This window comes from Bacillus sp. T-10(2022), from assembly GCF_056502895.1.
Window position 1 is genome coordinate 5074986 of record NZ_CP113518.1, and the last position, 22855, is coordinate 5097840.

The 22855-nt window shown below is 41.4% G+C and carries 18 protein-coding genes; 9 read left to right on the forward strand and 9 right to left on the reverse strand.

The features are described from left to right. Positions 1-6 precede the first annotated feature (6 nt). Together OSJ91_RS25160 and purT are read right to left on the reverse strand one after the other, a co-directional pair. Positions 7-1374 (reverse strand): alkaline phosphatase, encoded by a 1368-nt coding sequence (locus OSJ91_RS25160; protein ID WP_413019862.1) that lies wholly within the window; start codon positions 1372-1374, stop codon positions 7-9. Positions 1375-2063: 689 nt separating this feature from the next. After that, complete coding sequence (gene purT / locus OSJ91_RS25165; RefSeq protein ID WP_350300412.1) at positions 2064-3224, reverse strand: phosphoribosylglycinamide formyltransferase 2; 1161 nt, start codon at positions 3222-3224, stop codon at positions 2064-2066. 275 nt (positions 3225-3499) lie between these two features. On the opposite strand from purT, the gene OSJ91_RS25170 reads away from it, so the two are divergent. Then, a complete protein-coding gene (locus OSJ91_RS25170; protein WP_485890650.1) occupies positions 3500-3826 on the forward strand; it encodes a hypothetical protein in 327 nt (108 codons plus the stop codon). Between the two features lie 440 nt (positions 3827-4266). Here OSJ91_RS25170 and OSJ91_RS25175 read toward each other — a convergent pair whose 3' ends face one another. Next, on the reverse strand, positions 4267-5460 hold the full coding sequence (locus tag OSJ91_RS25175; RefSeq protein WP_350300414.1) for a M14 family metallopeptidase: 1194 nt from the start codon (positions 5458-5460) through the stop codon (positions 4267-4269). A gap of 514 nt (positions 5461-5974) precedes the next feature. After that, positions 5975-7429 carry a catalase KatA gene (gene katA, locus OSJ91_RS25180; RefSeq protein ID WP_101223579.1) on the reverse strand — a complete coding sequence of 485 codons (1455 nt, stop codon included), beginning with the start codon at positions 7427-7429 and terminating at the stop codon, positions 5975-5977. 617 nt (positions 7430-8046) lie between these two features. Here katA and OSJ91_RS25185 point away from each other — a divergent pair. The 4 genes from OSJ91_RS25185 (at position 8047) to OSJ91_RS25200 (ending at position 13203) form a co-directional block, all read left to right on the forward strand. Continuing rightward, positions 8047-8937 (forward strand): TetR/AcrR family transcriptional regulator, encoded by an 891-nt coding sequence (locus tag OSJ91_RS25185; RefSeq protein WP_350300416.1) that lies wholly within the window; start codon positions 8047-8049, stop codon positions 8935-8937. A gap of 446 nt (positions 8938-9383) precedes the next feature. After that, the gene (locus tag OSJ91_RS25190) at positions 9384-9731 is read left to right on the forward strand and encodes a phage holin family protein (RefSeq protein ID WP_048685276.1); all 348 of its coding nucleotides are present in this window, start codon (positions 9384-9386) and stop codon (positions 9729-9731) included. Between the two features lie 633 nt (positions 9732-10364). Beyond that, positions 10365-11519, forward strand: a complete 1155-nt coding sequence (locus OSJ91_RS25195) for an endonuclease (protein WP_485890651.1) — start codon at positions 10365-10367, stop codon at positions 11517-11519. 316 nt (positions 11520-11835) lie between these two features. Continuing rightward, a complete protein-coding gene (locus OSJ91_RS25200) occupies positions 11836-13203 on the forward strand; it encodes an amino acid permease (RefSeq protein ID WP_350300418.1) in 1368 nt (455 codons plus the stop codon). 44 nt (positions 13204-13247) lie between these two features. Here the strand turns inward: OSJ91_RS25200 and OSJ91_RS25205 are convergent, their stop codons facing one another. Continuing rightward, positions 13248-14111, reverse strand: coding sequence for a DUF4349 domain-containing protein (locus tag OSJ91_RS25205; RefSeq protein WP_413019867.1), 864 nt, complete (start codon positions 14109-14111; stop codon positions 13248-13250). A gap of 143 nt (positions 14112-14254) precedes the next feature. Here OSJ91_RS25205 and OSJ91_RS25210 point away from each other — a divergent pair, with 143 nt between their 5' ends. Beyond that, positions 14255-14713: a TspO/MBR family protein gene (locus tag OSJ91_RS25210; RefSeq protein WP_318291902.1), complete on the forward strand. Its 459-nt coding sequence runs from the start codon at positions 14255-14257 to the stop codon at positions 14711-14713. Between the two features lie 90 nt (positions 14714-14803). Here OSJ91_RS25210 and OSJ91_RS25215 read toward each other — a convergent pair whose 3' ends face one another. Next, positions 14804-18622, reverse strand: a complete 3819-nt coding sequence (locus OSJ91_RS25215; RefSeq protein ID WP_485890652.1) for a bifunctional 2',3'-cyclic-nucleotide 2'-phosphodiesterase/3'-nucleotidase — start codon at positions 18620-18622, stop codon at positions 14804-14806. Between the two features lie 538 nt (positions 18623-19160). Between OSJ91_RS25215 and OSJ91_RS25220 the strand changes: the two genes are divergently transcribed. After that, positions 19161-19646 (forward strand): DUF2798 domain-containing protein, encoded by a 486-nt coding sequence (locus OSJ91_RS25220; protein WP_350300421.1) that lies wholly within the window; start codon positions 19161-19163, stop codon positions 19644-19646. A 283-nt stretch (positions 19647-19929) separates the two neighbouring features. Here the strand turns inward: OSJ91_RS25220 and OSJ91_RS25225 are convergent, their stop codons facing one another. The 3 genes from OSJ91_RS25225 to OSJ91_RS25235 all read right to left on the reverse strand — a co-directional run bounded on the left by OSJ91_RS25225 (position 19930) and on the right by OSJ91_RS25235 (position 21825). Then, positions 19930-20388 carry a DinB family protein gene (locus OSJ91_RS25225; RefSeq protein ID WP_350300422.1) on the reverse strand — a complete coding sequence of 153 codons (459 nt, stop codon included), beginning with the start codon at positions 20386-20388 and terminating at the stop codon, positions 19930-19932. Between the two features lie 40 nt (positions 20389-20428). Further along, complete coding sequence (locus OSJ91_RS25230) at positions 20429-21247, reverse strand: GNAT family N-acetyltransferase (RefSeq protein WP_485890653.1); 819 nt, start codon at positions 21245-21247, stop codon at positions 20429-20431. 413 nt (positions 21248-21660) lie between these two features. Continuing rightward, the gene (locus OSJ91_RS25235; RefSeq protein WP_081088496.1) at positions 21661-21825 is read right to left on the reverse strand and encodes a YvrJ family protein; all 165 of its coding nucleotides are present in this window, start codon (positions 21823-21825) and stop codon (positions 21661-21663) included. A 156-nt stretch (positions 21826-21981) separates the two neighbouring features. Between OSJ91_RS25235 and OSJ91_RS25240 the strand changes: the two genes are divergently transcribed. Beyond that, on the forward strand, positions 21982-22605 hold the full coding sequence (locus OSJ91_RS25240; RefSeq protein WP_350300424.1) for a sigma-70 family RNA polymerase sigma factor: 624 nt from the start codon (positions 21982-21984) through the stop codon (positions 22603-22605). Then, positions 22598-22816: a hypothetical protein gene (locus OSJ91_RS25245; RefSeq protein WP_101223589.1), complete on the forward strand. Its 219-nt coding sequence runs from the start codon at positions 22598-22600 to the stop codon at positions 22814-22816. The genes OSJ91_RS25240 and OSJ91_RS25245 overlap by 8 nt, the downstream gene beginning before the upstream one ends. Positions 22817-22855: the final 39 nt, after the last annotated feature.

Below are 22855 nucleotides of genomic sequence, written 5' to 3' on the forward strand. Positions count from 1 at the left end.
AAGTCATTATTTCTTTAATAGCTCAAAAATGATTTTGGCTTGATCCGTGTTATCGACCTGCCCGGCAAAACGTTCTTTATATGGCCCGTATGCGTAGACTGGAACATCTTCACCCGTATGTCCCCCAGTAGTCCAGGCAGTATTGGTCCGGTTATCGAATATGGCTTCGATGGCATTATCGACATTCGTCACATTTTTTGATTTGGCAGCTTCAGTTACCGTTTTGATTTCACCGTCAGTTAGCTTCACAACATTTTGGTTAATATATTGCTTTAACGTCTTTTCGACATCAGCGCCTTTGACGATGGCATCCGCCATGAAGTCAGGAGTGCGTTTGGCTGCCTTGATTGGCTCGCCGTACCAGTTATATATTCCTTTTGCTCCGATCGAGAATCCTCCTGTAGAGTGATCCGCAGTAGCCACCACTAAAGTATGTTTGTCTTTCTTCGCAAATTCCATGGCCGCTTTGTATGCTTTTTCAAAGTCTTCCATTTCACTCATTGCACCTACGATATCATTATCATGTCCAGCCCAATCGACTTGGCTTCCCTCGACCATAAGGAAGAATCCTTCTTTATCTTTATTCAAGCGCTGGATCGCCGAACTTGTCATGTCTGCCAAAGAAGGCGTTTCACTTGGGCGGTCAATCATTTTCGGGAGTCCTTCAGAAGCGAATAAACCAAGGACCTGCTCATTTTTGTCCTTAAGCATTTGATTTTTATCAGTCACATAACTGTAACCGTCTTTTTCAAAGGCTTTCGCCAAATTGACATCAGGCCGGACAAAATTGGACTTTCCACCGCCCAATAGGACGTCAATTTTATGTTTGCCTTTGATTAATTCGTTATAATAATCGTCTGCGATTGAATTCATGTTTTTCCGATTTTCATCATGGGCGCCAAAAGATGCAGGTGTAGCATGAGTGATTTCCGAAGTGGCAACCAATCCCGTCGCTTTTCCTTTTTCCTTTGCTGCTTCCAATACGGTTTTGACTTCCGATTTATCATTATCCACTGCAATGGCAGCGTTATAAGTCTTCACTCCGGCAGACATTGCCGTTGCAGCTGAAGCTGAATCCGTTATATTTTGTGCAGAGTCTTCTGGGTAAGTCATCTGCTGGCCAACCAAGTATTTATCAAACTCTGTCCGTTCTGCCGCCTTCGTACCAGGATTATCTTTTAAATACCGGTAAGCGGAGGTATAGGAAACACCCATGCCGTCACCGATCAGGAAAATCACGTTCTTGATTTCCGGTTCTTTATTTGGGTTACCCTTTGCCGAAACACGATCCGCACCGGACCATGATAAACTTCCAAATGCCAATGCCGAAACGAGTGTAATGGGTAAAACCTTTTTACTCCATGTGCGATTCAAATGAATGACCTCCCGTTAATCTTTTCTATTTAATTTAACTATAGGTGAAGAAAATGAACTCAATGTCAAGGCTATGTAAAAAAGCGACAGGATAATTGTTAAGACAAAGTAAAGACAGCATGTGGAATTGGTTATTCAGGGAAATCATCAGTAGCTGGGGTATATTACAGGCCTTTCAACGTCTTCAAATCGGGTGATTGTCAGGAGTTTAAAGTGCTATTAATGGAGTAAAGAAATAAAGCATCCGAATAAGGATGCTTCAGAGTCAGACTGCAGACAAATTCGATACCTACAGTTTTTTCTTTGAGGAACGTTACATTTTTTTCGGAAATCCGCTTTTTTTCGCCGACACTGTCAAGCCTCCTGTCGCAAGCATCTAGCTGAGTCTCGGCTAGCCAGTTATTCGGCAGGAAAATCATGAAGTATAAACTATTCTTAAACCGTTCGGGATGAGGCCAGCCTACGTTTTACTTTAAAAACCATTCCAGTTGATTGGAATGGAAGGTACGAGACTCCTGCGGGAAAAACGTGTCCAAGGGAGACCCCACAGGCGCAAATGGCGCCGAGGAGGCTTCCGGACCGCACGCGGAAAGCGAGTACCTGGAGTGAAGATCATGTTCCATTTGATTTAAGAAATCCGCTCCCTTTGTCGAAAAACTGAAGCGCTCCATTCAAGAGCGCGTTTTTCACTATTCTTTCTCTACAACTAAACATTCCAAAGCACGGGCCGCATTCACTCTCGCCACCTCGATTGAATCGGCAGATGACAGGGCGACTGCCACCCTTCTGCCTGCCTTTGTAACAGGTTTTCCGAAAAGACGCACTTGTGTATTAGGTAAAGCCAAAGCCTTTTCAACACCAACTATAGAATATTCCGATAACTCTTCTTGAGCTTTTAATGGACGGCTGGCACCTGGGCTGATCAGCTTGATTTCCGGGATGGGGAATCCTAGAATCGCCCGAATATGAAGGGCAAACTCGGACAAATTCTGAGTCACTAATGTCACTAGCCCCGTATCATGCGGACGTGGGGAAACTTCACTGAAATAGACTTTATCCCCTGAGAGGAAAAGCTCAACCCCGAATAATCCGTACCCACCAAGTTCATCCGTAATGGCATGGGCAATTTTTTTCGCTTCCATTATTTGCGCGTCTGTCATATTATGCGGCTGCCAGGATTCAATATAATCCCCGCCCTGCTGAATATGGCCGATGGGAGCACAAAACATGGTACCATTTACAGCCCGGACAGTAAGCAGCGTGATTTCCGAATCAAAACGGATAAATTCTTCAATGATCACCCGTCCATTTTGAACCCGGCCGCCTTCCATCGCGATTTTCCAGCAATCCTCCAGGTCACCTTCCGTGCGGCACACACTTTGTCCTTTACCTGAAGAACTCATCAGCGGTTTGACGACATTAGGAAAGCCAACTTCCTTGGCAGCTTGAACAAATTCTTCATATGTATCGGCGAATTTGTAGGCTGCGGTCGGAATCTCCAGAGTTTCAGAAGCCAATCTCCTGATTCCTTCACGATCCATAGTCAATTTAGCCGCTCTTGCCGTCGGAATGACATGAAAGCCTTCCTCTTCCAACTTGACTAATTCGGATGTAGCGATGGCCTCGATTTCCGGCACAATCAAATCGGGTTGTTCTTTTTCTACAACTCCCCTTAGTTGTTCCGCATCCAGCATATCGATCACATAACTGCGATGAGCGACTTGCATGGCAGGGGCATGTTCATAGCGGTCTACAGCAACGGTCTCGACACCAAGCCGCTGTGCTTCAAGTATGACCTCTTTCCCCAATTCACCTGAGCCCAATAATAAAATCTTTTTTGATTTATACATTCAGTCTCTCCTCCTTAATTCCTCAAAATCATTATATACGAACTATAAACGAATAAACATAAATATTTATTCGTATTTTCAATCAATTCACTCAGAAAATATAAAATAAACATACATATTTTAAGCATTATAAATACCAACTTGACAAATTGGATTAATATGTTTTATGCTACTTTTATATAAGGAAAATATATAAGCTGACTAGTTCACTGGAGGCTCTCTATTCAACAGGATAGGGGGTTTTTTCGTTTTTATCAATGAGGGAGGATTACACTATGCAAAAGGAATCGCTACGGATTATTTCCCCTATCATGAATGAGAAGCAAAATGGGGGCTTAGAAAATATGGAGTACCTTAATCTGCCGGACAGAATATTTTTCCATTGGTGCCAGCAGCAATATCGACTGAATAGAGGGATTTACAACACGATCGATCATTGGTTCTATGAGTATGGCATTGTCCATATCCTTTACCGCCGGATCAACCTTTTAGCCTTTTTGGAATTCGTTTCTACCCCTGAACAAGATACCGGAAAAACAAAGTTCATTAAATTCGGCAATGGTGGTCTAAAGCAAAAGTTGCAGGAATTCATTGCAGATTAACATGAATCTTATAAGACCCTTATCAGTAATATGCCCATTCTCCTCCTACTGGTAAGGGACACTTATGCGAATGTCGAAATTTGCAATACGATTACTTTTGAAAATGTAAGCGCTTTCTAATATAATGAAATTAGGTTGGATGGCATGCGTGGCCGTCAAAGTATCTGGCGTAGGTGGGGCCAATACTAGCGCTAAGGAAGTTAATCTTCTTTACCGCAAAACTATTAGAATTCCTTTTGGCAGGGGCTGCAATATTACTGGGACATGGAGAATGTCCGTTAATTTTAGGCTAAAAAGCGAGTTAATCATGCAATCGATAAGTAAAGCATAACTTTACTTATTTTTTGCAGCAGCCCTCATCGTTTCAAGTCTAATAGTTTATAAGACTAAAAAGCTCTACCCCATGGAAACGGAGTTGAGCTTTTTCATTTGTTCAAATTTCACATATATAACCCTGCCAAGAAAATCCCAAGCGACTTCTGATAAATCTCATCGAACTGTGATATTGGGAGGGGATTCGTTCCTTTGCCCAGCTCCACGGTAAATCCCGGCCTGCGCCAATCCTGAATGTACCAATCCTTATACCCTGCGTAACTATTGGCGGATTTGACAGGCTCATATCCACTGACCCTCGCAAACTCATTGACTATCGTTTCCGACTCGGGTGGTTCCAAATCTTCAAATCCCCAAAAAATGACCTCTCCTTGGGTGTGGAACGCAAGGACTTTGCCAAAATCACGTTTTTTTGTCAACTCTGACATTGCAATAGCCTCTGGCTGTGTAAGCGGCCCTTCCCCTGGATAATTCGCCGGACCTGGCTCCGTTACATTATTGCGGGCTTGTTCCAGTTCCCATTTGGCGGGAAATTGATCATTCAGATCCACCCCATTAATATTGGCTTTCCAGCCAGAGAAGTCTTCGCTGCCATTATTCCATTCGATGAGCCGTCCTCTCAATGACTCATCTGCAGGCGGTCCTTTCAGAACCAACTCCACTCCGTCCGGATTCACCATTGGGACGATCGACAGCATCGTCTGTTGATAAAAGGGAAACATAGCTAGACCGCGGATGTCAGCCTGATTCGTGACTGCGAGTAAATAATCATTTAAAAAGGTCATGATCACAGGCGTCGTTATCCACTCATTCGCATGAAAGGAACCATTATAGTGAACTCGTTTGTTGCCATTTCCAATCAGAACTTCGGGGATATCCCTTTCAAGCACCGAGTCCCCGATGGGGGAGGTTTTTATAAATGGATAGATTGTTTTCAAACGTCTAACATCGGTCATCATCGTCTCATAATCATATTCCCGATTTCCTTGAATTAGCCTCCACGTAATCCTCAATGGCACAGAAATTGTCTGACCGACTTGCAAGGCATTCGGGTTGAGATTGGGATTAACTAAAAATAGGGCATCCAATGAAAGATTACGTGACCTGGCAATTGCCCATAACGAATCACCTTGCTTGATGCTATAGCCGGTAGTCGTAAAGCCAGGAATTTTGATTTGTTGGCCAATCATAAGTGCAAGTGGGTCAATCCCACTATTGGAATCAATGATAAGTTGGTAATTCACCTTGAATAATTGGCTATAATACCACAAGGAATCATTCTGCCGCACAAAAACGTCCATACTGCACCTCCTCTTAACCAAATGTATGCTGACTCAATTTAATTATTGCCAACGCACCCTGACCTTTCTGGACTTTATGATTATAGAAAAGTCACTCCTCAAAACGAACCAAATTGGGGGCATCATCCAGAATGCTTAGGTATCGCTCAGTGCTTCCATACGTACCTTCTGGGTCTAATTCCCGATAACTTTTGAATTTCGCCATCCGCCCCTTCTTCTTGATCCAGTCCAGATGCTCCAAGGGAATGTCGGATAACTTGTTAGGCAATTAAATTGGACTGCCTACTTTATCCCGATTCTTTTTACTAGTCATTAATTCCACCCTTTACCGATAATCCAAGTAACTGGCCCAACTAATCTGACAGCATGACTTCCTTACAAACCATTTATAACTATATATTCTTACCGAACTTGTCGGGTGTCATTTATATAATGGAGCCCTGCATAAATCAAAACAGGCATCCATTCATGAATGGATGCCTGTTTGCATTTACTAGATTGGTAGTCCCATATTTTACGCTTCTTGCGGTACAGGTAAACCTAAACCTTCGGCTATGCGCGTTCCATATTCCGGATCAGCTTTGTAAAAATGGCCGATTTGACGAAGCTTGATTTCTTCCAATTCCACAGGTTTCATTGCGCCCACGATCGTGTCAACAAGGCGAGTTTTCTCTTCGGCACTTAATAGACGGTATAAGTCACCTGCTTGGGTGTAGTGATCATCACTATTATGACCGACTTGTGCAGCTTGCCCAGTCACCTCGAAAGGAGTGACTTTATTTTCCGTTGATTCGGCAGGGCCTCCAAAACTATTTGGCTCATAATAAACAGATCCCTTGCCATTGTCATCTGCACGCATGAAACCATCACGCTGATAGTTATTCGCTTCCACTTTCGGACGGTTAACCGGAAGCTGGTTGTGATTCGAGCCCACACGGTAACGGTGTGCATCTCCATATGCGAATAGGCGTCCTTGAAGCATCTTGTCTGGGGAAGCTTCAATTCCCGGTACGAATGTTCCCGGTGAGAACGTGGCTTGCTCCACTTCAGCAAAGTAGTTTTCAGGATTTCTGTTCAATACCATACGACCAAGCTCGATCAGCGGATAATCTTTTTGAGACCATACCTTCGTCACATCGAATGGATCGAAACGGTATGTATCCGCATCTTCCAGAGGCATGATCTGAACATACAATTTCCATGCAGGGAAGTCCCCTTTTTCAATGGCATTGAAAAGATCTTCCGTATGGTAATCAGGGTTTTCACCTGCTAGTTTTGCAGCTAGATCCACATCAAGGTTTTTGATGCCCTGTTCTGTTTTGAAGTGGTATTTCACCCAAACGCCTTTTCCTTCAGCATTCACCCATTTAAATGTGTGGCTTCCGAAACCATGTGTATGACGGAGTGTAGCAGGAATGCCCCGGTCGGACATCAGGATCGTCACTTGGTGCAGAGATTCCGGTGAATGTGACCAGAAATCCCAAACTGCCGTAGGGTTTTTCAAATGTGTTCTAGGATCCCTTTTTTGTGTATGGATGAAGTCGGGGAATTTAATCGCATCGCGAATAAAGAATACAGGCGTATTATTACCGACGATATCGTAGTTTCCTTCTTCCGTGTAGAATTTAACAGCAAATCCACGCGGGTCACGGACTGTATCAGCAGAACCCAATTCACCTGCAACTGTGGAGAAACGGATAAAAAGATCTGTCTTCTTGCCCACACCATTGAAAAGTTTAGCTTTCGTGTACTGAGAAAGGTCGTTCGTTACTTCGAAAGTTCCGAATGCACCGGCACCCTTCGCATGAACTACACGTTCAGGCACACGTTCACGGTTGAAGTGGGCTAGTTTTTCCAATAAGTGTACATCTTGAATGAGCACCGGGCCGCGTTCGCCGGCAGTGATCGAGTTTTGATTATCTCCAACTGGTGCTCCCCAGCTTGTAGTAAGGTTTTTCTTATTTGTCATAATTGAACCACCTTTTCATTATTATTTATGTATATAATGATAAAGCTTCTCAGAAAAAAATCAATACTTATTTATAATAATTTTAATATAACAATCAATCCATTGTAATTTCAAATTAATATTACGCCTTTACCAACTCCTAACATATGGAAAAGTATAATGGTATACACCGTTGAAGGAACATCATGTTTCCATAATCACATTCCTAATAATGGTATACGACCCTTATATCCAATATTCCTTCACGACAAGTGATTTTATCATTTCTCCTACCAATGGGTTAGTAATCGAGAATGTCGCCGAATATTCATAGATACTTTGCGCTACTTCACCCATCTCCTTCTATTTATCTTATAACAAACCGAAGTGTTCTCCTGTGACTTTGTTCACTTCATCTGCCTTTATTTACATGGTGAATAGAAGGATGCATAGAAACTGAATTTTTCATTGCTTTTGTGAACCCTATCTTCAGCAGAACACTTCATGAATTGACTGAATCAAGAGGCCTTCACCCTTAATTTGCTAGAGCAATTGTAAACATACTGGTTTGTGTTCGTTTAGAAAATAAGATACTATTACGTTAAAATGACCGTCCAATAAGAGTAAGGGTGATATATATGAATGAGCGCAAACAATTGGTAGTTAAATATGCACACCAATTATTTATTGAAAAGGGATATCAAGCAACTTCCATTCAGGATATTTTAGATTATAGCGGCATTTCAAAAGGAACATTTTATAACTATTTTTCTTCTAAAAGCGAATTGCTTAAGGCAGTCTTCCTAACTTCGCAAGAAAAATTCGAAAAAGAGCGGAATGAATTGCTGATTGGGCAAAACCTTGCAGATATTGAGATATTCATCAAACAATCAGAATTACAAATGCACTCCAACAAAAACAATAAAATCTTTTTCTTATATGAAGAAGTAATGATTTCAAATGATACCGAACTTAAGAACTTCATCACACATGCTAAATTCCAGCATATCCATTGGCTATCAAAACGGTTTCTGGACATTTTCGGTGCTGATAAAAAACCCTATATTTTGGACTGTGCCATTCTTTACTCGGGAATGATGCATCAAACGATTCATTTTAATGCTTTGGCTAAAGAGCCCGATTTCAACCCTACTGAAATTATCCGTTATTGCGTCGATAGGATTAAATCGATTTTCGAAGATGTCAGCCAGTCAAATGCACAGCTTTTGGAACCCGACCTCATCAAGCAATGGCTGCCAGAGTGCTTCCATTCACAGCAGGATTTTCATACTGCACTCCTGCACTCTGCAAACGACCTAAAAAAGATGATCCTAAGGCTATGCCAAGATGATGAAGCAGAACGAGTTAAAAACCTAAAATTGATTCACTTTATCCAAGAGGAATTATTACAAAACGTTGAACCGCGAACCTTTCTCATTGAAAGTGCCCTGCTTTCCTTAAACACCAATCCAAAATTGAAAAACACATTGGAATTAACTGAATTCGAAAAAATCATTGCCCATAACTAATGAGAACCTAATGAATCCCATTTTCTAGACAAATGGGTTTTTTTCGGCGGAAAGGGAGCGGATTTCTGAAATCGACTGGATCTTTTTAAATGAAAAGACTGTAGCCGAACCGTATTTTTAAAACAAGACTTGCTTACCTTCCTGTTTTACTTTTATATTGGATGAAACCTATATTGGATTGAAGAAATTTGCGACACTCCTGCCGAATAACTGGCTAGCCGAGACCCCACAGGCGCTTGCGCCGAGGAGGCTTGGCAGACAGTCGGCGGAAAGGGAGCGGATTTCTGAAATCGACTGGACCTTTTAAGTAAAAAGCGTCTATTCCATTCTGGGGGAATGGATATCGTATCCTCTTTTTTTGTGACAATTCTGCAAACATATAACTGAAATTCATGAAATTTTAGTATAATGACTTGTAGTAAAGGTGACTTCAGGAGGAGTTTTTCATGAACATAATAATGCGTTTTCTTATCAACGGGCTGGTATTGCTCGTTATTGATTGGCTTCTCGACTCCATCACGATTAAATCTTACGGAACAGCCTTGCTGGCGGTTTTTATATTATCAATCATGAACTTGCTGGTTAGGCCCATTCTCCAGCTTATCACATTGCCGATCACCATCCTGACGTTCGGGTTGTTTTCTTTCATTATCAATGCCTTCACATTCCAAATCACTTCCTATGTTGTCAGTGGCTTTGTAATAGATTCTTTTTGGGGAGCTTTAATCGGATCATTGTTATTGAGTTTCATTCAAAGTCTTCTTATAAAACAGAGTAAAAAAAACCGTCAGTAGCATACAGACGGTTTCAGACTGTAGACAAACTCGATGAAAAATCGAATTTGTCTACAGTTTTTTTTGAGTTTATACAATATGAACGTTGATTTCCACTACAGGAACTCGCTTTCCGCGGGCGGTCCGGGAGCCTCCTCGGCGCTCTTTGCGCCTGCGGGGTCTCCCCTGGACGCGCTTTTCCCGCAGGAGTCTCGAACACCCGCTCCAATCAAATTTGTTTTAAAATTCAGATAGAAATCATCCCTTGGACCAATTGGTTACTGAACATCATTTAGTTGGAGTTATTGAATTTCCTTTTATTTTTGACTTGGTAAAAGATACGTTTTCAGAAGTCAATCGCCAAAGTTTAGAACCTGTATTTTTGTTAAAACTTCCCCTCATTTCAAATAACGTACCCCTTTTTTCTACAAACTGAATCAGTAAGTTGGATACTGACGGTTTTTCGTATCATTTTCATTTCCAAAACAGCCTTCGATATTTCCCGGGCTATTTCCCTAAATTCCGCTAAGCTTCACTAGCTGTATTCTCTCATTTTTGACAAGGCAGAAGGAGAAAGCTACTCAAATCCATAACTTTACATATACATGCCGATTTCTCTCGAAATGGGTATGAATCGATTTATGGAGGAATGACATGTTCACAAAACATGAACCAAGATTCGCCCTGACCATTTTACTCGTGCTTGCTTTCTTTATTCCCACTTTTTTCACCCCATCATTAGCCGCGGCTGGAGATGGCAGCTTGTCATCTCCTTACTCCGTTTCCCAAGCCATTGCGAATCAAGACAGCACGGTTAAAACGGTCAGTGGCTATGTGACGGGACAGCCCACTTCAGCCAATACCGTCGTCACGAGCGGCTATCCGAATGATTATGCCATAGCATTGGCAGACAGCTCATCGGAAACAAACAATGCCAAAATGGTATATGTTCAGATTCCATCCTCCTTCCGCTCTGAATTTGGCTTAAAAACAAATCCTTCTTTAAAAGGAAAAAAAGTCACCGTAACTGGCACACTGAGTGCCTATTTCACCCATCCAGGCTTAAAAGATGTATCTGCCATGTTTTCAGGGAATGATTCACCAGAACCGGAGACACCGGGGGTTGGCTCATACTATGATTCGGCCAGCGGAAAATCAGGGTTGGCGCTAAAGAATGCCCTCCATCAAATCATCGATGACCATTCGGAAATATCGTATTCAAATGTATGGGACGCTTTACGGGAAACCGATGAGGACCCGAATAACACGAATAATGTCATTCTTCTTTATACAGGGCGTTCCCAAGGAAAAACGATGAACGGATCCGGTGTTAATGATTGGAATCGCGAGCATGTATGGGCAAAATCACATGGTGATTTTGGTACCACTTTAGGTCCCGGCACTGATCTGCACCATCTTCGGCCGACTGATGTCTCTGTCAACAGTACAAGAAACAACCTGGACTTTGATAATGGAGGTTTTGAACATACCGAAGCGATAGGAAATTACTATGATTCTGATTCATGGGAACCTCGCGATAGTGTCAAAGGTGATGTCGCCCGGATGCTGTTTTACATGGCAGTTCGGTACGAGGGTGATGCAGGGGAAGTCGATTTAGAGCTAAATAATCAAGTGAACAATGGTACCGCCCCTTATCATGGTAAATTGGCTGTCTTACTGGAGTGGAATGAACAGGATCCTGTAGATGCCTTCGAGCGTAACCGGAATGAGATCATTTATAATGAATATCAGCATAATCGCAACCCTTTCATTGATCATCCTGAATGGGCCGCCGCCATCTGGAAATGATAAAACGAACAAGCTGTTCCTTATTTTAGGGACAGCTTTTCCACTGTTAAATATCTAAATTTTTAGAAAAATCACATAATTTTATTTTGTTTGTATAGCATTATAATTAGTTTCGAAAGATTATTATACGATGAAATGAGATAGGATCACTTTCATGGTAAGCGTTTTCATTTTTCTCTTTACATTCTTCCTATTAAAATATATTATTTAGTTGTAATATTATGTGAAAAATCAATAAATAATATGTATTCTCCTCTACTAGTGATAAAATGCTAGATAGAGAAAATTAAACTCCAACATAGAAAAGGGGAAAATTATGCAAAACTCCAAAGAATCTCAACTACATAGAGGTTTGGAAGAAAGACATATCGCATTAATGTCTCTTGGCGCAGCCATTGGAGTCGGTTTATTTCTCGGCTCGGCATCTGCGATTAAATTAGCCGGTCCAGCCATCATCATATCTTATGCCATTGGCGGACTTATGATCTATCTTATCATGCGTGCACTAGGTGAAATGGCGATAAAAAATCCAGTCGCAGGCTCTTTCAGCCGCTATGCAAGCGAATTTGTCGGTCCTCTTGCCGGATATATAACCGGATGGAATTACTGGTTCGTTTGGATTGCCACCTGTATGGCTGAAATTACGGCAGTCGGAATTTATATGCAATTTTGGTTCCCTGATACTCCGCAATGGGCTTGGGCGTTAGCCGCACTTGCCATCATGACAACGATTAACTTTCTTGCTGTAAAAGCTTACGGTGAATTGGAGTTTTGGTTCGCCCTTATTAAAATCGTAACGATCATCCTTATGATCGTCCTCGGCTTCGGAATGATCATCTTTGGACTGGGGAACGGCGGAATCGCGGTCGGATTCGGCAACCTTGTTGAAAATGGAGGATTTTTCCCGAATGGGATTTCTGGTGTCATCCTCTCGTTCCAAATGGTCATGTTCGCCTATTTGGGAATTGAAATGCTTGGTGTAACCGCAGGTGAAGTTAAAAACCCTGAAAAATCTTTAAAAAGAGCCATCGATACCGTTTTTTATCGGATTTTACTTTTTTACGTGTTAGCTCTGACAGTCATTTTATCAATCACTCCATGGGATGAAATGAATGGAGAAAACAGCCCATTCGTTATGATGTTTGATAAAATCGGTATTCCAGGCGCAGCAGGAATCATTCAGTTTGTCGTACTGACAGCAGCCCTTTCATCTTGTAACAGCGGGATCTTCAGTACAGGAAGAATGTTATTCAACCTAGCGCAGCAAGGTGAATCACCAAAAAGTTTCGAACGTACAACAAAGTCAGGCGTTCCTGGCGTTGCCATTATCGTTTCGGCTATCGTGCTTCTTTTCGGTGTTTACCTTAACTACATGGAAGCGGATAAAGTTTTCACTTACGTCACAAGTGTCGCCACATTCGGTGCACTCTGGACATGGGGAACCATACTTGTCACGCAGATCATGTCTAGACGAAAAATGAGTCAGGGAGAAAAACAAGGCTTGTCTTACAAGATGCCTCTTTTCCCATTCACTTCTTATTTCACTTTAGCCTTTTTAGTATTCGTAATGGTAGTACTCGGTTTTTCAGCAGATACGAGAATCGCTCTAATCGTTGGTCCGATTTGGATCTTACTGTTGGTAGCCCTGTATTATGTGACCGGCTTGCATAAACGGAAAAGATAAATGTCAGAGGGTGCCAATCTAATTGGCACCCTCTCTTTCTGCCTTCACCTTTTACCCCTTCTTTTGATCACCCAATGGATCATCGCACCAGCTCCGCCTAAAATAATGAGGATAGGCAAGTTTCCTATTATAAAAACAATGATTCCTGAACCCGCTTTAAGTAATAGATTCGCACTTGTTGCAAGTTGTTTCTTCGTTCTTTCCCATGTATTCAATTCCTTATTATCAATGCCCGGCACAACTATCCGGTCCTGTGATAACGTGATGGTAACCGTCGAATAAGAGGTCTGGTTCTCAAGATACTTCATTTGCCCGGTCAGCTGCTCTATTTCTTCTTGCACCACGGCAAGATCGGATGATATTTTCAGCAAATCTTCCGTCTTCTCAGCATCCTTCATGAATGCAAGCAACCTTTCCTCTACTGCTCTCTTTGACTTCAATCTTGCTTTTAAATCTACATATTGTTCCGTTACATCCTGCCCTGTCACATTCCTTCCGACCACTTCTGAAGCCTCGCCCTCGCTATCGGCTAGAAAATCCTGAAAATGGGCTTCAGGGACCCGAACAGTGATCGTTCCTTCCACCAGTTCTTCATCTTCCCTGAATACATTGGACTCGACAACATATCCGCCATATTCAGCCACCTTATTCTCAATCTTCATTTGTGCCTTTTCGAGGTTCTTCACCTTCAACTCAAGCTGGGCTTGATGGATGACCTTTCTTTCATCCGTCACCCCTTCCTTTTCCGCCGCTTCTTCCTGCACCATATTCCCGGAAATTGAAGCGTCCATTTTACTTTCCGCCTTTTCATCCTGTGATTTCGATGCTGAATCATCTTTTTCATTACTGCTGCATGCAGCAAGTAAAAGGAACAAACTGAACATAAACATCATTGTTTTACGGTTCATCGGTATTCCCCCTTTTCTTAATAGTACCGACGTAAAGTTTGGAAGAAAGTTACACTTCTTGATTAAAGGGCTTGTTTTATTTTCAGATAAGAAGGTAAAAGTATAAGAACATCCAAATAATGAAGAAAGAAGAGGATCCCATTATGAACTACGGAAAATTAGCTAAAAGTGTATTGGTACCTGTGGTCGGAGGCTCACTTGTGGGGATATTCGCCACAAGGAATTCAAAAGAAATTTATGACAAACTCAAGAAACCTGCTTTTGCTCCTCCTTCCTGGACTTTCCCCGTTGCCTGGACCAGCCTTTATACGATCATGGGAATAGCGAAATATCGCATTGCATCCAAAGAAAAAGAATCGAAGTCCGCTGAACTCCTCTATGATACTCAACTAGGGTTGAATTTCTTATGGTCTTTTTTATTCTTCAAATGGGGCTTGCGCGGAACAGCTTTTATTGAAATGGCTGCACTGCTGACCTTGATTACATTAACGGCATTCGAGTTTTATAAAATAGACCGTACATCCGGTTTAGCCATGGTTCCCTATATTGCATGGGTCACCTTTGCATTGGGATTGAACTTTTCCATCTTCAGAAATAATTAATCACAAAAAAAAGAAGCGCCCCATCTATTAAGGAGCGCTCTCTTTTAGTGTTTCACGAGTAAATGTTGAAAACTCACGAGTAAATCTCTATTAATTATTGATATTCGTAATTCTGCCTTCAATTTCTGCCGTGATCTTCCCGCCTTTAAACGTTTCTTTTACATAGTTAACGAATGCTTCCAAGTCAGCATGTCCAAACACACGCTCTTTTCCTTTCAGGACGGTATAGTTATCACCGCCGCTTGCCATGAAATCATTGACAGCCACCGTGTATGTTTCGGTATCCTTGATAGGTGTTCCGTCCGCTTTCTTCAATAAGGTGACACGTTCCGTGACGGGTTTACTGAAGTCGGCTGTATAGCTCAGTCCAGAAATTTGCAAAGTTTTCGGAGATCCTTCAACGATCCATTGCTGTTGAAGCAGCGTTTTCACTTCCGCTCCAGTCAGTTCCAGCTTAACCAATACGTTTCCGAACGGCTGGATTTTCGCTAAATCGGAAAAAGTGACTTCCCCCTTTGGAATATCTGCACGAATTCCGCCTGGATTCATAAAGGCAAAATCGGAATTCAAATCTGCCTTCATCGAATCGGCAATTAAATTCCCAAGACCCGTTTCTTGCGTATAGGCATTGGTTCTTAAAATTTTCTCATCCGTTGTCCCAAGCGGGGCTTTCAACTCGGGGAACATGTCCAGGTAGTCGTTAATGAATTTCGTCGTCCCGGCATCCGGTGTGATGCCATCTTGTGTAACCGTGACAATCTCAGCTGACTTTTTGACAATATCCTTTGTGTTTGGATCGATTTCCAAATCCACATCTTCAAAAGCCGTTCCATAAGAGTAAGCTTGTACAATCAACTTATTATCCACATAGTTGTTGACCTTTGCATGATTATCTCCTGCTAAGATCACATCTACTTCATCATCCACGCTATTGGCAAGATCAGCCACTTCGCCTGTGATGACCCCTTCCTTTTCAGTGCCTGGGTCATGTGAGATGATCACAATCGATTTGACGCCTTTTTCCTTCAACTCGTTAACCGCCTTATTTACGGCAGGTGCCTGTTCTATGAACTCCACATTCTTAATGCCATCCGGACTTACTTTTTGAGGTGTGGCATTCGTGACTACACCTATGAACCCAATATCAACCCCGCCGACCTTTTTTATGACGTAAGGGTCCAAAATCGGTTTTTTCGTGTCTTTATATACGACATTGGCAACTACATATGGAAAGTTCAATTTATCGAATACAACATCGGACGTTGGCGACTTTCCGCCATTGATTTGAGCCATCAGGGTTTCTACCCCTTTGTCGAACTCATGGTTCCCGACAGTTCCGACATCGAATTTCATATTATTCAAAAACTGAAGAGTCGGTTTGTCCTGGATCAAAGAAGAAACGGGGGCACTTGCCCCAACAGCATCCCCTGCCGAAAGTAAAAGTGTATTTTCAGGGTTTTCAGCTTTACGCTGCTTCAAGTGCGCAGCTAAATAATCGGCACACCCTTGTTTGATACCGCCAAAATCGGAAGTGGTATCAAGCTGGCCGTGAAGATCATTGATCCCGAGCAGTTGCACCTTAACGTTTTCTTTCCCCAAATTATATCTGTAAATGCCAAAGCCTTTATCATCCTTTTTGCCTGTATAGGAAATCGGGCTGTCTTCATTTAAATATTCCGCACCTTTTGGTGATGAGGTGAAAGTAACGTCCACCTTGCCTGAAATCGGGGCAATCGACCAGTTATTATCAGCGGTTGGATTGATCTCACCCTCTTGTGTGATGTAATCCATCAAGATCTGGCGATTTTCATCCGCAGAGTCAACTACATATTCGCTGCCCTTGACTCCCGGGAAGTTCCCCCCGCCCGAAGCACGGTAATTATTCGTCACGACGATGAAATCTTGATTCGGGTCCACTGGTTCACCATTATATTTCAAATCTGCAATCCTGCTTGAATCCGACACTTTTATCCCTTTTTCATCATAGCGGGGAGCCTTGGTGACATCGATTTGATACGTAACGCCGTCAATCACATCAAAATTATAGACGGCAAACTTTCCATTAAGCAGCTCCTGTTCCTCAGACTTGGCAGGATCGATTGTATTATATTTCCCTGCAGACATTTCTAGCCACTCTTTAACAACTGACCCTTTGATCTTGATTGCCTTCAAGGTATTATCGTATAAATATAAATCACCGGCGCTGCGAATGGTCAGTCCGCCTTCCTTGATTTCGGTGAATTCCTCGACTCCATTGCGACCCGCTTTGAAAGGGGCTCCTACAGAGAGAATCGGCAAGTCCTTGTATTCAGGCCGGTTGCTTTGGATGTATTTTTCTACATACCATTTCTGTGCGCTCGTCACGACCTGTACGGAAGGATCGTCTTGCACAAGGGCGAAATAACTATGAATTGGAGCTGTAGTCGTTCCAATTGGCGTGTTGACATACTTGATCGTTCCTTCGTGATCCTTCTTCACGGCTTTGACGACAGATGCATCTTCAGCTGCTTTTTTTCCTGTTATTTTATCGTTGATTGCCCGTGTTGATGATTCGGAATTGACGACTTTCCAATTCCCCTTGATATTCTGGATATCAAGATCGATGATGCCGAGATTACTGCCGCCATATCCTGCTTGAACGGCTGCTACACCATTGATGGTACCCTTTTTATTATCCACGCCTTTAAGGACTTTTCCTTGGCTATCTTTGAATAGGCTGTCTAAAGATGCCTCATCTTGTGCTGGAAAGACCTTATGCGTGTGGGAGAACGTGATGGCATCGATGCCGGATACCTTGCTTAATGAATAGATGACATCCTCGGTATTCTTGGTATCGCCATTAAATCCGGAATGCGTGAGCGCAACGATGACATCCGCGCCCTTTTTCTTCATTTCAGGGACATATTTTTTTGCAGTCGTGATGATTTCTTTTGTAATGACCTTACCTTCAAGGTTCGCTTTATCCCAATCCATGATTTGCGGAGGGGTAAATCCAATGTAGCCTATTTTTACTGATTTTTCTTTTCCATTGATGTCCTTTACTTTCTTTGTGACGATTTTATAAGGTGTATATTTATTTTTATCATTCTTTGAATTATTGTCTTTATCTTTTTTATAAACATTGGCATTGACATAAGGGAAATTCGCATCGTTGATGGCCTCGTCCAAATAAGCTAAACCATAATTGAATTCATGATTGCCGAATGTGGCCACATCATAGTCAAGCAAGTTCATCGCTTTATATACGGGATGGACTTCACCTTTTTTCAGTGGGGCTATTTTTGCTTTGTACGTACCTAGCGGTGTCCCTTGAATAAGGTCGCCGTTATCCACTAAAACGCTATTTTTCACTTCTTTTCGTGCCTGTTTAATTAAAGAAGCCGTTCGGGAAAAGCCGACAGAGTCCGATACGGCATCCTTATAATAATCATAGCTCACCAGATTAGTGTGTATATCTGTCGTTTCCATGATCCTTAGTTCAAAAGGTGCATCCGATACGGAAGCTGCCAGGCTGTTGCCGAAGTTACTCGTATTGCCGTTATACTTGGAGACAACTGATACTTTGATCCAATAACCCGATTTGTACGAGTTGAAGTACGCAGAGAACTTTTGGGCCGATTTAATATCCGCCTCAATGGCTGACTGTGAAATGACCTTCGTCCCATTCATTAATTGGAAGACAACGGTTTCATTTCCTTTGTTCCCTTTTTTCGGTGTGACCGTTACAGTCGCTTTGGTGCCTTTTGAGTAATTAACAGTAGGAGTTGAAATGGTAAATGGTTCAGTCTTGACCGGTTTCTTATTAGACTCTTTGGCGGATGTCTCCCCCGGTACGGTAAATGGGGCTGTAATCAAACTGACAGCAAGAATCGGAGCGAGCATCTTATTAACATGCATTTTGAACGACATACTTCACAACCCTTCTATTTTTGTAAAATGCTAGAATAATATATCATGATTTTGTCGAATAAACGCCAAAATTTACCGTAATATTACTAATTTTGAATAAATGGTACTTTTTATCTATTTTCATCCACTGAACATGGACCGTTTTTCCTTCAAATATATATATAAAAGGCTGGCCTATGCACATGAGCCCGCCTGCTTACACCGCATGGATTTCAAGATCGTTCCTTCTTTCTTCTACACTCTCTACTTCAGTGAAACCGTTTGATAATAATAAGACCAAGGCAATCACCCCAGCGTACTCCCAATCGATAATGAAATGCTTACTGAAGAATCTAATAAATCATCAATACCATTGAAACAAATTAAATTCGTTAATTTTTCTCATTCGTTTTTTTGCAAAGTCTCTATTAACAAGATTTCATCAAAACAAAAGTGTAATTTAACCTAACTCACAATAAAAGTCATAAAAATGTCACTTATGTAAAAATTTCTTGGCATATATAATTACATTTATGCTTAAAAGAAAGGATGTTTTTATTTGCCTAGTAATAAAAAGGAAGGCATAATCTTTGGACTTTTTATGTGTTTTGGTATGGTCCTTATTATGTCAGTTTACAACACAGCTTTACACGGCATTTCATCGTTTACAGTAGGGAGTGCAGTGATTCAATTTGCGGTGACATTTATCGTCGCTTTTATTGCAGAGTCAATAGTTGAACCGAAGGCACGTAAACTTGCATTATCACTACCTTATGATAAGTCGAAAGAAATCAAATTTATTATTGCAATTGCCTTTTGTATGGTCCCTGGAATGGTCCTTATTATGTCAGTATATGGGCTTATTTTAACTAATTTAATGATAGGGATTGAGGGTTCAATTTTCATAGCTTACCTTAAAACGGTTGGTCTAAACTTTATCGTGGCGCTACCATCACAGTTACTAATTGTTGGACCAATCTCACGCTGGTTATTAACTAAATACATTAAACCAGCGACACAAAAGCCAAAATTAAAAAATGTTTGAGTGCGTAAATATTAATATATATGACAAATAAATAAAAAGGATTAAGCTAATACGCTAATCCTTTTTATTTAATATGTTATAACCTACTGCGTTAAGACGAAAAATTCCTTATATTATGAATAAAACTGTCCAAGGCGTTTTCCTGTGAAGCGACCATTATACCCAATATGGATTCCCTGCTTGTCCTCCCCCCATAATCCCCTTTTTTAAAAAAATCTGCCGAATTCCTTGCAAAATAAAAACTGGCAAAGCAAGTTGCATTACCAGTTTTAAAAGTTAAAGCCTATAAATCCCGATCTATTAAACTAGCGGATACCGGTTCGATGCCCATCTCCCTCGACCAGATGGACAGCTGGCCTATATGGTGGATTTCGTGCGCTATGAGATGGCGCAGTATCCTGCCTTTTTCGTATGTTCCCCCCATCCAAGATGGCTGAATCATTTCATTCTCTTCTTCAATTGCATGCGAGTTCAAATAGTCAATGACCTCAGAATGATAACATATGGATAAATCCTCCACTTTTTCGATCGTATCATAAGCTTCCAAATCGATCGCGACATCAGGCTTCCCTTGTATGGCCCTGATCCAGCTGCATTCGACATCGATAATATGGGCGAGTGTCTTCAATATATTCCCCATCCCTCCTATGCGCTGCCGTTTCAGCTCCTCACATGGTAGGGAACGGCACCACTTGAACCACTCACTTCGCACCTGCCAGTTATACTTGAATAAGATCAACATCCATCCCAGCCCCCTAACACTATTTGTCGTCAAATACCCTTCAGCCTTTGTATTGATGATACTCCTGTCTTTGAATCGTTTTGAAGCCACAAGATTCATAGAGTCTTAAAGCATGCTCATTAGTCGCCTCGACCTCGAGAAAAATGTCATATCCCAGCTGGCATTGTTCGGCTACGATCTTTTTCAATGCCTTTCTGCCAAGTCCTTTTCCCTGGTATTTTGGCAAAATGGAAAATCCATAAATCCACGCTTCCCGACCTGAGTGATCAACACGGATCTTACCGACTGCAAGGCCACCCTTTTCAATCATCATGGTTTTCAGAGTATCCTCATATAGGATGCGCTGATAATAATCCTTCGCCTCTTGTTCCGTAAATTGGAAACATTGAATATCCAGCTGAATTTCCGTTTCCTCATCATCTCTCCGTGAAGGGCGAACGACTGCATCATCATAATCATCAAGCACCGTTTCGGACCATTTCATTTGAAACTCAGAAAAAGCAAACTCACATGGGAGCTGTTTCAAAAATCCTGTCCCTGAATCGGATTGAGCAGGTGAGTTCAAGAGAATCAACTTATAGTTGCGCTCCACGGCACTTCTTATCGCCTCTTCCAGCAGCTTTGTAAAAATGCCTTGTCTCCGGTAATCAGGATGCACCATACCGCACATCTCCACTTTGTTCCCAAAATCGTATAGACCAAGAAAACCAACAAGCTTCAATCCATCATAGTGAAAAAAGTCATTCTTATGCACACCATTTCGACTGCGAAGCGTTTCCCAGTTCAGCTTTAAAGTAAAACCTTCCCGTTCACATTCATGCTGCAGGATCCGAATATCTTCTAGCTGTTGACTCTTCAATTCATTCCACCCCTTTTCCATATTATCAGTTTATTACCAAACAATAAGAAAAGCAGCACCCTTTTACTCGGATGCCGCATACTTCTATAAGTTTATTGATGAATGTTGTTTTTTTAAAAGTATTTTCACTTTAATCCATAAAACTAAAATCGTACGAGGGGAGGATTTCCTATCTAATTCCATTGACGGATGAATTATAGTAGTAAAATGATTCCAAATGACGATTATTTTTTACCTATTTTGTGCTATATTCCAAATAATGGTTTATCATTTTTATTATTTGAGTTTAAGGGAGGGGTTTAGCAAAGTCTTGATTTTCAGATAGTACCCATTTCTTTATACCCGAATTCCGGACCCTTTTTTGAATAGAATCCGAAATTCGGTGTTTATCACCTGGCACATAAGTCCTGAGGTTATCGTTTTTTCGTTTTATGAGCGGACTTTTTTAAGTTCTCTACGTCCGTTGTCAGTTCTTTTAATTGTTTACCGAAGCGGAAGAGCAAAAACATAGAAACGACGAATGGATAGCCAAATTCGCTAACTAATGAAACCCACATAGTAGCATCCTCAATCATCATCCTCTTCACCCCTTTTCTTGTATCTGATATCTAAAGTGAAACTTGTTTAAAAAAAACAATCTAGCACTATTGATTCATGGAAAAAAGAACGAATGTTCGTATATAATTGATTTATTCCCCTTGTCTATCACTTTATTAATTAAAGGAGGGATAACAATGAACCAATTAACTTCTCATTTTTTTTCTCATTCATTGGAGTTTCTGCAGCAACAGTACTCATCTTTCTTTGAACAACCGATCATTCAAGTATTTTTACAGAACCCAGAGCATTTAAAGATTTTCACTGAAACTCTTGATTCCCCTTCTTCCCACAACATTTGCCATCTCAACGAGACTTTCAAAATTTTCTATTACCGGGCTAAAGTATACAAATACATGTGCTCCTTAATTTACTTTTTCTCTGTTGATTTTGATAAAAGGGCACGGAAACAGCGGGAACGCTATCGAATGGTACTTGATGCGGCACCAAGGGATACTGGCGGATTGATCGATCGAGTCGGCACTATGGATGTTCAACTTGAAAAGATGGGGGAAACGAATGAACTCGCTTCACACATAAGTGATGAAGAGATGATAAAAGCCTTGAAAAAGTTAACAGCCAAACAAAACCTGGTGCTCACCATGATCTTTTCCTACGGCCTATCCAACAAGGAAATTGCTGCCTATTTCCATGAGTCGCCACAGAATATCTCAAGCATCCGTAAACAAGCTCTAAAAAAACTGCGAAAGCACTATATGGATGAGGTATATGTTAGAAAGGAGAAAAGCCATTGTGGATAAAAAACTGTCAAAAGAAGAATTGATGGATCTAATCGACTCTTTGAATCCTAAAATAAAAAAATCATTAAAAAACACGAACTATCAAGACCGGAATGATCTGGAGCAAGAAATTAAACTCAAGATCATTGAATCATATGAAAAAATCGCAGCAATCGAAGCCCCTAATTTTGAGGAGTTCCTTGCAGAATTCCTTACTAAGCAAAAACAATGAAAAAGTACCAAGTCCAGAGCAAGGATGCTGGACTTGGTA